Consider the following 12,553-nt stretch of genomic DNA (forward strand, 5'->3'; position numbering starts at 1 on the left):
TCCGGGCGTCGCCGCCGTCGTGCCGGCGCGCAATGAAGCCGACGTGATCGCGCGGGCCGTCACGTCGCTGCTCACGCAGGACTATCCGGGCGAATTTCACGTGATCGTCGTCGACGACCACAGCACCGACGGCACCGCCGACGCCGCCCGCGCCGCTGCGCTCGCGCTGCAATGCCCGGACCGCTTGACGGTGATCAGCGCGAAGCCTCTGCCAGCCGGCTGGTCGGGCAAGGTCTGGGCGCAGTCGCAAGGCATCGAGGCGGCGCGCTCGCTCGGTTACACGCCGGAATATCTGCTGCTGACAGACGCCGACATCGGCCATCCGGCCGACGCGCTCACGCAGCTCGTGATGCGCGCCGACGCCGAAAAGCGCGATCTCGTCTCGCTGATGGTCCGCCTGCGCTGCGATTCGTTCTGGGAAAAGGCGCTGATCCCCGCTTTCGTGTTCTTCTTCGCGAAGCTGTACCCGTTCTCGTGGGTCAACAACCCGCGCAACCGCACGGCGGGCGCGGCTGGCGGCTGCATGCTGGTGCGCCGCACGGCGCTGGAAGAAGCGGGCGGAATCGAGTCGATCCGCGCCGAATTGATCGACGATTGCAGCCTTGCCGCGCGCATCAAGCATCGCGGCGAAGGCCGCCATCCGATCCGTCTCGACGTGGCGGCGCGCAGCATCTCGCTGCGTCCGTACGATAGCTGGCGCGAAATCTGGAACATGATCGCGCGCACCGCGTTCACGCAGCTGCGGTATTCCGCGTGGCTGCTGGCGGGCACGCTGCTCGGCATGACGATCATCTATCTGGTGCCGCCCATCGTCGCCATCTTGCTCGGACCGAAGGGCTGGCCGGCGTGGCTCGCGTGGGCCGCGATGTGCTGCGCGTATGCGCCGATGCTGCGTTACTACCAGCGCTCGCCGCTGTGGGCGCCGTTCCTGCCGCTGATCGCGCTGTTCTACGTCAGCGCGACGTTCGGCTCGGCCGTGCGTTACTGGCGCGGCAAGGGCGGTCAATGGAAGGCGCGTGTGCAGGCGCCCGCCGGGACCAATCAATGAAGCGGGCCGTCTGCCTGATCGCCCTTGCGCTCGGCCTGATGCAGAGCGCAATTGCCGACGATCAGACCCGTCCCGACCACACCTCCGACTATCTGCGCCAGAAATTCGGCCTCGCGAAAGAGAAGGCCGAGCAGATCTCCAACGCGGTGCGCGCCGCGTCGGAGAAATACGCGCTGCCGCCCGCGCTGATTCTCGCGATCATCTCGATCGAATCGCGCTTCAAGGAAAAGGCCAAAGGCGGCAACGGCGCGACGGGGCTGATGCAGGTCGTGCCCGGCGCGCACAGGCGCATGCTGAAGGACGTGAAGGATCTGACCGATCCGGAAACCAACATCGAAGTCGGTTCGGCGATTCTGTACGGCTACGTGAAATCGGCGGGCGGTGACCTGAACGCCGCGTTGAAGAGCTACGGCGGATCGCAGGCGTACGCGGAGAAAGTGACCGGCCGCGTGAAGTCGTTCGCGGACGTGGTGGACGCGGACGCCAGCGCGGTCGCGGGCGTGGACCAGCCGCTGCCGTCGCGCGACGGCGGGTGCGATGCGCGCTACACGTCGCTGTGTATCGGGCCCGTGGTCTACATGAGTCCCATCCCCGATGCGGCGAGCAGCCCGAGCGTTTCTCAGCGCGCGACCAGCCTGCTCAACGCGATACTGCCGCTGTCGCACTGAACCTGAAGCTGCGTCAGGCGCGCGGTGGACGGCCAGCCGGGCCGTCCCGCATCACTTCTGCGTCAGCATCATGTACATCTGGATAACCATGTCCGGCGAGAACTGGAACGGCACCCAGCCGTGGCCGGTGTGGCGCAACACCAGCAGGCGGTCGCCGTTCGACTGCTTCTGCGCAGCCATGACCGGATTTTTCGTCGACACGAAATGCCAGCCGGAAGGCAGGTTCGGCGGGACTTCGGGTTGCATCGACGCGCGCGCGTTCGACAGTTCTTCGATCAGCTGACCCAGTTGCAGCGGATGCAGCGTGACCGACTTGCCGCCGATCGTCATCGTGATTTCGTTCTGGCTCGGGCGCTCGATATGCAGCGTCGGCTTCTCTTGCGCGACGGGCTCGGCTTCCTGCGCTTGCGGTTCGGCAGCAGCAGTCTCAACGGGCGCGTCGGCAACCGCCGTCTGTTCGCCGTTCACGTGCTGGTCGATCGCCTCGGCTTTGGCTTCGCGCGAAGCCGTGGCAGCGTGAATGAGCTGATCGACTTCCGATTCGAGCGCGCCAATCTGTTCCTGAAGATTCATGCGTAGTTCTCTGGTAAGACCCGCGATTTTACCTTCTGCGTGCTGACGGCAGCTTTCGTGTCGGCAACGCGAGTTGTAACAAAGCGTGTGCGAACCGCTTGCGAGACCTCATTTCAGATAGCCGGACTCGCGGAACCAGTCGAGTGCGTCGCGCAGACCTTCGCGATACGGCCGCGCTTGGTAGCCGAGTTCGCGCTCCGCTTTCGCCGACGTGAAGTACATCTTGTTCTTCGACATCTTCAGTGCGTCGACGGTGACGAACGGCTCGCGCTTCGTGAACTTCGCGACGGCTTCCGCGCCCATCGCGAGCGGATAGAGCGGCCAGCGCGGCAGCGCGATGGTCGGCGGCTTGCGTCCGACCATGCCGGCGATATCCGCGAGCATCTGCTGGAGCGGCAGATTTTCGCCGCCGAGAATGTAGCGCTCGCCGATCTTGCCGCGTTCGAGCGCGAGGAAATGGCCCATTGCGACATCATCGACGTGCACGAGATTCAGGCCCGTATCGACGAACGCGGGCATCTTGCCGAGCGCCGCCTCGACAATGACGCGGCCCGTCGGTGTCGGCTTCACATCGCGTGGACCGATCGGTGTCGACGGATTGACGATCACGGCGGGCAGGCCGTCGTTCGCGATCATCCGTTCCACAGCGCGTTCCGCCAGTACCTTGCTGCGCTTGTACACGCCGATAGCCTGTTGCGGCGTCATCGGCGAGGTTTCATCGACGGATGCGCCCGAGTCCGTCACCTTCAGCGTCGCGACACTGCTGGTGTACACGATGCGCTCGACGCCTTCCTTCAAAGCAGCGCGCATGGTCGCTTCAGTGCCTTCCAGATTCGAGCGTTCGATCTCGAGCGGGTCCGGCGCCCACAGCCGGTAATCCGCCGCGACGTGCAGCAGATAACGCACGCCGCGCAGCGCGGCGCGCATCGACGCTTCGTCTCGCATGTCGCCGACGGCAATTTCCGCATCGAGCGATTCGACGTTGCGGCGCGGGCTGGTCGGACGCACGAGCACGCGCACCGCAAAGCCTTTCTGCTGCGCGATGCGTGCGACGGCCGAGCCGACGAAACCGGATGCGCCGGTGACGAGTACGAGATCGCGGGTTTGATCGGTCATTGCTTGCTGGGACGTGGTTGAAGGTTCGCAGAGGTCGGATTGTACGTGCTGCCGATGCCGCACGCCGCGCTCACGGCCTTAGCGCGTCGAAGGACGAGAAAAGCGCGTGAGCAAAGCGCGCTCGGCGCGACTAGAATGCCCGCGTAAACGCCTGAAAGGCATGGAAACGCATAAAGGAGGTAAGAGCATGTCCGGCACGGATCTCGATTCGCGGCTCGAAACGTATTACGTGCGGGTGCGCGGCATGGTACAGGGCGTCGGCTTTCGTCACGCGACGGTGCGCCAGGCGCACGCGCTCGGCATCCGCGGATGGGTGGCGAATCTGGAAGACGGTTCTGTCGAAGCGATGTTGCAAGGGCCGGCGAATCAGGTCGACCGGATGCTGTCCTGGCTGCGTCATGGGCCGCCGGCGGCGCGCGTGACGGAAGTTACGCACGAAGAGCGCGCCAGCGACAAACGCTTCGAGCGCTTCGAACAGCATTGAGTCGCAGCGGTTGAAAAAAAGCGCGCCGGCGTGTGCCCGCGCGCTTCTTCGTTGCTTACTGCACAATCAACGCGCTACCAGCAGGCTTTCCGCAAAGCCCCAATCGCGCTCGATCCATTGATGACTGCACGTGAAGTTTGCGTCGTCGGCGATCGCGTGCAGTTCTTCCGGACGATACTTGTGGCTGCTTTCCGTCCAGATCGTCTCGCCTTCCTGTAACTCGACTGTCAGCTTCGCGGCGTGAACCTGTGCTTGCACGCGGCGCTTCGCGCGCAGATGCATTTCGATGCTGCGCACATCCGGATTGAAGCGCGCGACGTGCTCGAAGGCATCGAGGGGGAAATCGCCGTCCAGCTCGCGGTTGATCCGCGCGAGCAGATTCAGGTTGAACGCGGCCGTCACGCCGATGGGATCGTCGTACGCGGAAATCAGCACGGGTACCGGCTTTTCGAGGTCGGTGCCGAGCAGCAGCGCGTCGCCGGGCGCGAGCATATTGCGGATGTCGCGCAGAAAACGCGTCGCCGCGAGCCGGCCGAAATTGCCAATCGTGCTGCCCAGAAACAGCACGAGCAGCGGTTCGTCTTTCGCGCGGCGCTTGCTCACTTCGGCGAGGCCGGCGAGGTAATCGCGCTCATATCCGACGATCGAAATGCGTTCGATATCGCCGAGTTCGCGGCGACACAATTGCAAAGCGGTGCGCGAAATTTCAATCGGGCTGTAAGTCGTGGGGCGTTTTTTGCAGAGCGCTTCGAGGATGCGGCGCGTCTTGCGGCCGCTGCCGCTGCCCAGTTCCGCGACGATTGCATCGTGCGGCAGGTGCGCGACGATATCGCTCGCGTGCTCGGCGAGCAGGCGCTCTTCGGCGCGCGTGACGCCGTATTCGGGCAGCGCGGTGATCACTTCAAAGAGGGCCGAACCCACTTCGTCGTAGAGATACTTCGACGGCAATTCTTTCTGCGGATGCTTGCTGAGGCCAGCGCGAACGGCGGCGGCGAATTCCGGCGATACGTCGTGCGACAGATGGTGCGATACGGCTGGCTGAGTCATGTTGGCTCCGTATTGTCTCGTTCCAGTGATGGCCTGCGGACTACTGCGGAAGAGCGAATGCGTTGGAGTGAGTGGACCGGTGCGTTCAGGCCTTACAAGCGTGAGCGCGATCGATGACCGGCGCGTGTCTGCGTTCGTGCGTTGAACGCGCACAAGCAGATTGAAAGCCGCGATGCGGCTATGAACGGAACACGGAAGCAAAAAACAGGCACGTGTTTCCGCCGACGATTCGCCGACGTCATGCGGCGCGGATAGTGAAGTTAGTTTTTATAGTCCATCGCGCGTGAATGTGCACGGGAAGTGCACGGCGCGAAAACGCGGGCGACTCGCGCACAACGGCTAGAATGCGCGCTTCACGCGAAGACGTGCCCGCTGACTGGGGTACCGCTCGCGCCGCGCAGTTAAAACAAGACTTAACTATGGACGACACATCTCGCGACATCGCACCGCGCTGCACGCCTGACCTTTCGCAGCGGACCAGCCGATGAGCGCCTATCAACCGGGACGCGGCATCGCGTTCTCCGTGAGCGCATCGACGCTATTCGCCCTGATGTCCGTGTACGCGAAGCTGCTCACGCCGCTGACGGGCCTCGATCTCTTCGCCTGGCGCGTGATCTGGACCGTGCCGGGCGCTTTCACGCTGATCGCACTGCGTTCGCGCCTGCCGCACCTGCGCGCGTTGTTGCAGCGCGTGATCCGCGAGCCGCGTACGGCACTGACGCTGGTCGTGAGCGCCGTGCTGCTTGGCGCACAGATCTGGGTGTTCCTGTGGGCGCCGTTGCATGGACGGATGCTGGAAGTGTCGCTTGGCTATTTCCTGTTGCCGCTGTCGATGGTGCTGATCGGCCGCTTTTACTATCGGGAGCGCCTGGAGCCGCTGCAGTGGCTTGCGGTTGCGTTCGCGGCGCTCGGCGTGCTGCACGAGCTTTGGGTGACGCACGCATTCTCGTGGCCGACGCTGCTGGTCGCGATCGGATATCCGCCGTACTTCGTGTTGCGCCGCAAGATCAATGCTGATTCGCTGACGGCGTTCGCAATCGAAATCTCGCTGCTGCTGCCTTTCGCGCTTGCGATGGCGCTGCAGGGCGGCTCGCTCGCGCTGCTGTCGGGTCGCATCGACATGTGGCTGCTGTTGCTGCCGGGGCTTGGCGCGCTCAGCACGATCGCACTCGCTACCTACCTGAAAGCAAGCCGTTTGCTGCCGATGGCGCTGTTCGGCATTCTCGGCTACGTCGAGCCGGTGTTGCTGGTGATCGTCTCCGTGACGCTGCTTGGCGAGAGCCTCACCGCGCAACAGCTTGGCACGTATGTGCCGATCTGGATTGCGGTCGGATTGACCGCGTTGCATAGCGCGCGGTTGCTTGCGCCGCGTTGAGCCGTTGCCGTTTCTCTAACGATGACGCGCTGCTGCATGCGCTGCGTCGAGCCGCGTCGGGCCGACTCTGGCTTCGATTGCTTCACGCAACGCGGGGCGCCAGCCAAACGCGAACAGCGCTTCGGCGAGCACGAACAGCGGTCCGATCAACAGGCCAACCACATCGTCGACGAAGGCGGGCTTGCGATGTTCATACGCGACATGTCCCACGAACTGGAACACCCAGCCGACCACGAACAGGCCGATTCCGGACGCAAGCCACGTCAAGACAGGCTGCTGCGCGAGCCACGCGCCACATGCAACGCATAACACCGACACGACCGTCATCATCAATCCGAGCGCCACGTCGAGCGTGAAGTAGTAGATCACGCTCAGACCGAACAGCACCCACGCCGGCGACACCGCGCACGGCAGCGTCGCGATAGTCCATGCGGGCCGGCTGAGCAGCACGGCGAGCGCGAGCACGATCATCGGAATGCCGATGAAGTGCGTCGCGATGTTGCGGCGGTCGCGATGATAGGCGGCGTATTGCGCGAGCTGGTCGGTGAGCGTTCTCATGGATGCCGTTTCTTTTCGAAAGTCATCATAATCGCGAGCGGCGCGCTGCGACACATTCGGCTAGCCGACAATTCGAACCCATCAGGCGTTATTCGACCGTCAAAGCGCATCGAACGATGACATCGACTGAGCTTATCAATCTGCTCGACCGCAGCGCGTGGTTTCGCACCGCGCCTGATGCGTTGCGCACGCAATTGCTCGAACTCGGACGCACGCGGCAACTGCCGGCGGGTCAGCGCCTCTTCAATCGGGGCGATGCCGACGACGGCTTCTATTGCGTGCTGGATGGCTTGATGCGAATAGGCGCGGCAAGTGCAAGCGGCAAGGAAGCATTGCTCGCGGTGATCGAGCCGGTGAACTGGTTCGGGGAGATTGCGCTGTTCGACGGCCAGACGCGTACGCACGATGCCTACGCGGAGCGCGACACGCTGCTGTTTCATGTGCCGCGCGCGCCGCTAACTGCGCTGCTCCAACGCACGCCCGCGTTCTGGCATGCATTCGGCCTGCTGCTCACACACAAGCTGCGCCTCGCATTCGATGCAATCGAAGAAGCCGCGCTGTTACCCGCCGCGCAACGCATCGCGCGGCGTCTCTTGCTGATGGCAGAGGGATACGGCGGCAGCGACGCGGGCGCGCTGCGCCGCGTGCTCAAGGTGCCGCAGGAAGATCTCGCGATGATGCTGGCGCTCTCGCGTCAAACCACCAATCAGATCCTCAGGCAGTTTGAAACGCAAGGCGCGCTCGCGCTGCGCTACGCGGAGATCGAGATTGTCGATGCAGAGAAGCTGCGAGCGTTCGCTGCATCGACGGATAGCGGCGGACGTTAGAACGGATTGTCGATCACGCCCGGCTTCGCGTCGGGCTCTTCCTTCACCTGATCCGGCAAGTGCGCTTCCGCCTGAAGCGCGGCGACGATGCCGTCGATCGCTTCTTTCAGCGCCAGCGCCGCTTTCAGGCCGCGCTTGTCCTTCGTGATGTCGAGCGTGCCGTTCACGACGACGCGCGTCGTGCCGTTGGAGACAGTAAGGGCGTCGCCCTGAATGTTGAGGACGTCGTCGTCGTTCGAATACGCTTTAAACACCTTTCAGCCCTCCCGGACGCTGGTCTTTAAGGCCTTCCGGAATGCCCGGAAAGCGGATGCCGCTCATCGATTCAAGCTCATGCACGGACTTCACCTCGTAGCGGTCAGTCGCGACGTTGTCGACGACGATCGCAAACGCGAGCTTCTTCGACGGCACGTAGACGACCTTGAACAACTGCGTCGGCACGAATACGCGCGTTGGTCCAATGGTCTGCAATTGCGAGCCGGAGAACATCGGGCCCGTGACAACATACGTGTCGTCGTACTTCACGGTCAGCTTGCGCACGGCCGTTTCGATGTGCGACCACAGGCGCTGGTTGTTCACGCGATTCTGCGGGACGATGTTCGCGAGCGAGAACGATTGTGCCATCGCGTCGGGATTCCATCGGTTGCCGGCGGGGCTCATATGACCGCGGTCGAAGCCGCTGCGCTTGTAGTCGGCGAGCGTCGCGCCTTCACCGTCGGGCAGCCGCGTGTCCTCGAAGAACTTGTTGGTGCGCACCATGTCTTTCGCGGCTTCGATATGGTCGCGCGTCAGATGCTCGGCGGACCACAGCGGACCATGCGTGATGCCTGAATGCAGAACAGCGAAATCCGAATAGCACAGCATGCGCGACTTCGGTGTCATTTTCGCGTTCGTGAGCACGGGCCACTGGGCGTTGGGCGTGAAATCCGTGCACGACGTTGCCGCCGATACATGGCTCGCGGCCATGATAAGCAGGCTGACTAACCACTTCTTCATAGATGGGAAATGCGAATGAGGGGGCCGCAAGTATAGCCGTGCGACCTATGCACAATGCAAGGGCTTACATGCCGTTACGCGGTGGTGCTGCGAGGAATGGCAAAAGCGTCACGACGCATTGCCGCAGGGCAAGTTCTACGCGAATGGGGATTGCCGTGAAGAAGGCCCGCGCGCGCCAGGGGATGAGCGACGCGGGCTCGAATACGAAGCAGGCTTAGCGTCCGAACACGCTGTGTTCGGCATTGACGGGCAGGCGGTCGACGGCCTGAAGGCGCCAGTAGCCGCTCATCGGCGAGTGCGTCCGGTCCGACGACCACGCCGCGCTACCTTGTACCGAACTGACCCGCTGCCGTCCGTCCACGTGCAGGCCATTCAGGGTGCATAAAGGTGCATCCGCGCTCGGTGCGCAGAGCTGGGTGACGCCGTTGGCGTCATAAAGTTCGCCCCATGGGGGCAGGTCGATCCCATCGTGTGCTTCTCTCGACCAGCGACGTTCGTCGGTGTCGAGCCATAGCACGGCGTAATCGTGATTGACGGTGGGGTCCGAACCGTTGATCAGTATCGTCAGCCGCATGCAGAAATCCCCCGGTGAAAGTTGAATGTGTGCGCTTCCTCAGTCTACTGCGGGCTGACCGTTATGCAAGGCAAACAGCTATCGGCTGGATTGAAAAACCCAATTGGGAACGCATCACCGAAATCCTAGATTTAAGGCACGGCTCAGGTGCGCGCGTCTGGCCGGTCGTTGCCTATAGAAACGCGCTCCCACATACAGGCTTTGGATGGAGGCTCAGATGTCGCAACTCAAGGGTTCGAAGACGGAGGAGAATCTGAAGGCCGCATTTGCGGGTGAATCACAGGCCAATCGCCGCTATCTGTACTTTGCAGCGAAGGCCGATGTCGAGGGACAGAACGACGTCGCGGCGCTATTCCGTTCGACAGCCGAAGGCGAAACGGGCCACGCGCACGGTCACCTCGAGTATCTGGAAGTCTCGGGCGATCCGGCGACGGGGCTGCCATTCGGTTCATCGCGCCTGAACCTGCAGGCGGCCATTGCGGGTGAAACGCACGAATACACCGACATGTATCCCGGCATGGCGAAGACGGCACGTGAAGAAGGCTTCGACGAAATCGCGAACTGGTTCGAAACGCTGGCAAAGGCGGAGCGCAGTCACGCGAATAGGTACACGAAGGCGCTCGAAGCACTGGTCGACTGAGTTGTACGCACCGGAGGTCTGGCCGGTGCATGGTGTCGGTTCCGTCTGCTGCAGGCTTGGCATGCAGACGGAACGCGACATTGCGAAATAAGCGCGAGACGAAGCGAGACGATCGCGATTTCGTGCACCGCATGCGAACAAAACAACGAACGCGCATTCGATAACGAAGCGCATAAAATCCCCCACAGCCCTGCATGGGCCAGGAGACTGAAGCCATGCCTCAAAAGGAAGGCAGTCTCGAAGCGCCGATTCGCCATCCGCTCGACTGGCAATCGGACGCGTTCTACGATCAGAATGCGATCGACGAAGAATTGACGCGCGTGTTCGACATCTGCGCAGGTTGCAGGCGTTGCGTGTCGCTATGCGGCGCGTTTCCCGCGCTGTTCGATCTCGTCGATGAAACGGACACCGGCGAGGCGCACGAGGTCGACAAGAAGAAATTCGGCGCCGTGGTCGACCAATGCTATCTGTGCGACCTGTGCTACATGACGAAATGCCCCTACGTGCCGCCGCATCAATGGAACGTCGATTTTCCGCATCTGATGCTGCGCGCGAAGGCGGCCGCATTCAAACGCGGCGAAGTGCAGTTGCGCGACAAGTTTCTGTCGAATACCGATGCGCTCGGCACGTTCGCCGGTATTCCGATCGTCACGCAGACGGTCAACGCGGTGAATCACACGAAGGCGGCGCGCGGTCTGATGGAAAACGCGCTGGGCGTCGACAAGGACGCATGGCTTCCCGACTTCGCAACGCGCAAGTTTCGCAGTGCCGCGAAGAAATCGCCGCAAGTGCAGACGAAGGACGGCGAGCGCACGCCCGGCAAGGTCGCGATCTACGCAACCTGCTACGTGAATTTCAACGAGCCCGGCATCGGTCACGATCTGCTCGCTGTGCTCGCGCACAACGAGATTCCGTACGAACTCGTATCCAGCGAGGCATGCTGCGGCATGCCGCTGCTCGAGCAAGGCAATCTGCAAGGCGTCGCCGCGAAGAAAGAGAAGAACATGCCGGTGCTCGCGCGTTATGCGCGCGAAGGCTACGCGATCATCGGCGCGATTCCGAGTTGCGTGCTGATGTACAAGCACGAGCTACCGCTGATGTTCCCCGGCGACGCCGACGTGCGCGCGGTGAGTGAAGCGTTCTGGGATCCGTTCGAGTACTTCGTATCGCGTCATCGCGATGGTCTGCTCAAGACCGACTTCAAAACGCCGCTCGGCAAGGTCTCGTATCACGTGCCGTGTCATGCGCGGGTGCAGAACATTGGACGCAAGACGTCGGAGACGTTCGCGCTCGTGCCCGATACGCAGGTAACGGTAGTTGAAAGATGCTCTGGTCACGCAGGCACCTTCGGCGTGAAGAAAGAATTTCACGCGATGGCGATGAAGATCGGCACGCCCGTTTTCAAGGCGATGGCGCAGCCGCAACCCGATTTCATTTCGTCCGATTGCCAGCTTGCCGGTCATCACATCGAACAGGGATTCGACGAAAACAGCTTGCCGAAAGCGCAACTCGCGCATCCGCTGACATTGCTGCGCAAGGCCTACGGCCTTTGATCTTCACTCTGCGAGGAAAACGATGAGCATCGCGAGGAACTCCCTGTTGTCGCTCGAAAACTATGCGAAGCAGCGCAAGACGATGCGCGAGCAGGTGATCGAGCACAAGAAGAACCGCATCGTGCGGCTGGGCAACCACCTGACGTTCCTGTTCGAAGACGAACTGACGATCCGCTATCAGATCCAGGAGATGCTGCACATCGAAAAGATCTTCGACGAAGACGGCATACAGGGCGAACTCGAAGCGTATCTGCCGCTCGTGCCCGACGGCAGCAACTTCAAGGCGACGATGCAGATCGAGTATGTCAACGAAGTCGAGCGGCGCGCGGCGCTTGCGCGCCTGATCGGCATCGAGGACAGCGTGTTCATGAAGGTGGACGGCGAAGAACCCGTCTACGCGATCGCCGACGAAGACCTCGAACGCGAGAACAACGAGAAGACCTCAGCCGTGCATTTCGTGCGCTTCGAACTGACGCCTGCCATGAAAGCGCGTCTGCGTGACGGCGCCGCGTTGCAGATCGGCTGCGATCATCCTGGGTATCCCGTCGAATTGCAGCCGGTTGCGGACGACGTGCGCCGCTCGCTCGTGAAAGACCTGAATTAAAGCGGCTTTCGATACACGACGAAGCCGGACAGATCCGCGACCTTGTCGTAAAGCTGCATCGCCGTTTTGTTTGTCTCGTGCGTGAGCCAGTACACGCGCTCGGCGTGCGCGGCCTTTGCGGCTGCATAGACGGCTTCGATCAACGCGCGGCCTACGCCTTTGCCGCGCTCCGAATCGAGCGTGAACAGGTCGTGCAGATAGCAGGTCGGCCCCGCCATCAGCGTGCTGCGGTGGTACAGGTAATGCACGAGGCCGACCAGCGTGCCGTCGGCGCGCTCGGCGACCATCGCGTGCATCGGCTCCAGTCCGTCGAAGAAACGCGCCCACGTGAGCTGCGTGATTTCGCGCGGCAGCGCCGTGTCATCGAAGCGGCCATAGAAACGGTTATAGCCGTCCCACAACGGCAGCCAGGCTTCGTAATCGGCGGGAACGACGGGGCGGATCTTCACAGCTTGCGTCACGGGTAGCGCTCCTTTCTTATAGCGACGGG

The 12,553-nt window shown here is 62.4% G+C and carries 16 protein-coding genes; 8 read left to right on the plus strand and 8 right to left on the minus strand.

Annotation, left to right across the window (positions count from 1 at the left end):
* Together G3O01_RS35995 and G3O01_RS36000 are read left to right on the plus strand one after the other, a co-directional pair.
* The coding region (locus G3O01_RS35995) for a glycosyltransferase (RefSeq protein ID WP_205811772.1) at positions 1-1,048 on the plus strand (1,048 nt) is incomplete at its 5' end.
* A complete protein-coding gene (locus G3O01_RS36000) occupies positions 1,045-1,716 on the plus strand; it encodes a lytic transglycosylase domain-containing protein (protein ID WP_205811773.1) in 672 nt (223 codons plus the stop codon). The genes G3O01_RS35995 and G3O01_RS36000, both read left to right, overlap by 4 nt.
* A 51-nt stretch (positions 1,717-1,767) precedes the next feature.
* Here G3O01_RS36000 and G3O01_RS36005 read toward each other — a convergent pair whose 3' ends face one another.
* Together G3O01_RS36005 and hpnA are read right to left on the minus strand one after the other, a co-directional pair.
* Positions 1,768-2,289, minus strand: coding sequence for a hypothetical protein (locus G3O01_RS36005; protein ID WP_205811774.1), 522 nt, complete (start codon positions 2,287-2,289; stop codon positions 1,768-1,770).
* A 108-nt stretch (positions 2,290-2,397) separates the two neighbouring features.
* Positions 2,398-3,405: a hopanoid-associated sugar epimerase gene (gene hpnA, locus G3O01_RS36010; protein WP_205811775.1), complete on the minus strand. Its 1,008-nt coding sequence runs from the start codon at positions 3,403-3,405 to the stop codon at positions 2,398-2,400.
* 187 nt (positions 3,406-3,592) lie between these two features.
* Here hpnA and G3O01_RS36015 point away from each other — a divergent pair, with 187 nt between their 5' ends.
* Positions 3,593-3,889 (plus strand): acylphosphatase, encoded by a 297-nt coding sequence (locus G3O01_RS36015; RefSeq protein ID WP_205811776.1) that lies wholly within the window; start codon positions 3,593-3,595, stop codon positions 3,887-3,889.
* Positions 3,890-3,955: 66 nt separating this feature from the next.
* On the opposite strand, the gene egtD is transcribed toward G3O01_RS36015, so the two are convergent.
* Entirely contained in the window at positions 3,956-4,936 is a 981-nt protein-coding gene (egtD, locus tag G3O01_RS36020) for an L-histidine N(alpha)-methyltransferase (protein WP_205811777.1), read from the minus strand.
* A 484-nt stretch (positions 4,937-5,420) separates the two neighbouring features.
* Between egtD and rarD the strand changes: the two genes are divergently transcribed.
* Positions 5,421-6,311: an EamA family transporter RarD gene (gene rarD / locus G3O01_RS36025; protein WP_205811778.1), complete on the plus strand. Its 891-nt coding sequence runs from the start codon at positions 5,421-5,423 to the stop codon at positions 6,309-6,311.
* 15 nt (positions 6,312-6,326) lie between these two features.
* Here rarD and G3O01_RS36030 read toward each other — a convergent pair whose 3' ends face one another.
* A complete protein-coding gene (locus tag G3O01_RS36030) occupies positions 6,327-6,869 on the minus strand; it encodes an Mpo1-like protein (protein ID WP_205811779.1) in 543 nt (180 codons plus the stop codon).
* Positions 6,870-6,985: 116 nt separating this feature from the next.
* On the opposite strand from G3O01_RS36030, the gene G3O01_RS36035 reads away from it, so the two are divergent.
* On the plus strand, positions 6,986-7,696 hold the full coding sequence (locus tag G3O01_RS36035; protein ID WP_205811780.1) for a Crp/Fnr family transcriptional regulator: 711 nt from the start codon (positions 6,986-6,988) through the stop codon (positions 7,694-7,696).
* Here the strand turns inward: G3O01_RS36035 and G3O01_RS36040 are convergent.
* The 3 genes from G3O01_RS36040 to G3O01_RS36050 all read right to left on the minus strand — a co-directional run bounded on the left by G3O01_RS36040 (position 7,693) and on the right by G3O01_RS36050 (position 9,266).
* Complete coding sequence (locus G3O01_RS36040; RefSeq protein ID WP_205811781.1) at positions 7,693-7,950, minus strand: hypothetical protein; 258 nt, start codon at positions 7,948-7,950, stop codon at positions 7,693-7,695. The two genes, G3O01_RS36035 and G3O01_RS36040, sit on opposite strands and share 4 nt — an antisense overlap.
* Positions 7,943-8,692 (minus strand): DNA/RNA non-specific endonuclease, encoded by a 750-nt coding sequence (locus tag G3O01_RS36045; RefSeq protein ID WP_205811782.1) that lies wholly within the window; start codon positions 8,690-8,692, stop codon positions 7,943-7,945. The genes G3O01_RS36040 and G3O01_RS36045 overlap by 8 nt, the downstream gene beginning before the upstream one ends.
* Before the next feature lie 214 nt (positions 8,693-8,906).
* Positions 8,907-9,266 carry a DUF3564 domain-containing protein gene (locus G3O01_RS36050; RefSeq protein WP_205811783.1) on the minus strand — a complete coding sequence of 120 codons (360 nt, stop codon included), beginning with the start codon at positions 9,264-9,266 and terminating at the stop codon, positions 8,907-8,909.
* A 217-nt stretch (positions 9,267-9,483) separates the two neighbouring features.
* On the opposite strand from G3O01_RS36050, the gene G3O01_RS36055 reads away from it, so the two are divergent.
* From G3O01_RS36055 to G3O01_RS36065, 3 genes are all read left to right on the plus strand, one after another.
* Positions 9,484-9,906 (plus strand): rubrerythrin family protein, encoded by a 423-nt coding sequence (locus G3O01_RS36055; protein WP_205811784.1) that lies wholly within the window; start codon positions 9,484-9,486, stop codon positions 9,904-9,906.
* A 215-nt stretch (positions 9,907-10,121) separates the two neighbouring features.
* Positions 10,122-11,459 (plus strand): heterodisulfide reductase-related iron-sulfur binding cluster, encoded by a 1,338-nt coding sequence (locus tag G3O01_RS36060; protein WP_205811785.1) that lies wholly within the window; start codon positions 10,122-10,124, stop codon positions 11,457-11,459.
* Between the two features lie 22 nt (positions 11,460-11,481).
* Complete coding sequence (locus tag G3O01_RS36065; RefSeq protein WP_205811786.1) at positions 11,482-12,063, plus strand: DUF3501 family protein; 582 nt, start codon at positions 11,482-11,484, stop codon at positions 12,061-12,063.
* Here G3O01_RS36065 and G3O01_RS36070 read toward each other — a convergent pair.
* Positions 12,060-12,524, minus strand: coding sequence for a GNAT family N-acetyltransferase (locus G3O01_RS36070; protein WP_205811787.1), 465 nt, complete (start codon positions 12,522-12,524; stop codon positions 12,060-12,062). The genes G3O01_RS36065 and G3O01_RS36070 overlap by 4 nt on opposite strands.
* Positions 12,525-12,553: the final 29 nt, after the last annotated feature.

This window comes from Burkholderia sp. Ac-20365 (assembly GCF_017104715.1).
Taxonomy (GTDB): domain Bacteria; phylum Pseudomonadota; class Gammaproteobacteria; order Burkholderiales; family Burkholderiaceae; genus Paraburkholderia.

Coding starts and splice junctions, on each gene's coding strand:
- G3O01_RS36030 (WP_205811779.1), bottom strand. CDS start 6,869: ATGAGAACGCTCACCGACCAGCTCGCGCAATACGCCGCCTATCATCGC.
- G3O01_RS36015 (WP_205811776.1), top strand. CDS start 3,593: ATGTCCGGCACGGATCTCGATTCGCGGCTCGAAACGTATTACGTGCGG.
- egtD (WP_205811777.1), bottom strand. CDS start 4,936: ATGACTCAGCCAGCCGTATCGCACCATCTGTCGCACGACGTATCGCCG.
- G3O01_RS36065 (WP_205811786.1), top strand. CDS start 11,482: ATGAGCATCGCGAGGAACTCCCTGTTGTCGCTCGAAAACTATGCGAAG.
- G3O01_RS36005 (WP_205811774.1), bottom strand. CDS start 2,289: ATGAATCTTCAGGAACAGATTGGCGCGCTCGAATCGGAAGTCGATCAG.
- G3O01_RS36060 (WP_205811785.1), top strand. CDS start 10,122: ATGCCTCAAAAGGAAGGCAGTCTCGAAGCGCCGATTCGCCATCCGCTC.
- rarD (WP_205811778.1), top strand. CDS start 5,421: ATGAGCGCCTATCAACCGGGACGCGGCATCGCGTTCTCCGTGAGCGCA.
- G3O01_RS36050 (WP_205811783.1), bottom strand. CDS start 9,266: ATGCGGCTGACGATACTGATCAACGGTTCGGACCCCACCGTCAATCAC.
- G3O01_RS36055 (WP_205811784.1), top strand. CDS start 9,484: ATGTCGCAACTCAAGGGTTCGAAGACGGAGGAGAATCTGAAGGCCGCA.
- G3O01_RS36000 (WP_205811773.1), top strand. CDS start 1,045: ATGAAGCGGGCCGTCTGCCTGATCGCCCTTGCGCTCGGCCTGATGCAG.
- hpnA (WP_205811775.1), bottom strand. CDS start 3,405: ATGACCGATCAAACCCGCGATCTCGTACTCGTCACCGGCGCATCCGGT.
- G3O01_RS36035 (WP_205811780.1), top strand. CDS start 6,986: ATGACATCGACTGAGCTTATCAATCTGCTCGACCGCAGCGCGTGGTTT.
- G3O01_RS36045 (WP_205811782.1), bottom strand. CDS start 8,692: ATGAAGAAGTGGTTAGTCAGCCTGCTTATCATGGCCGCGAGCCATGTA.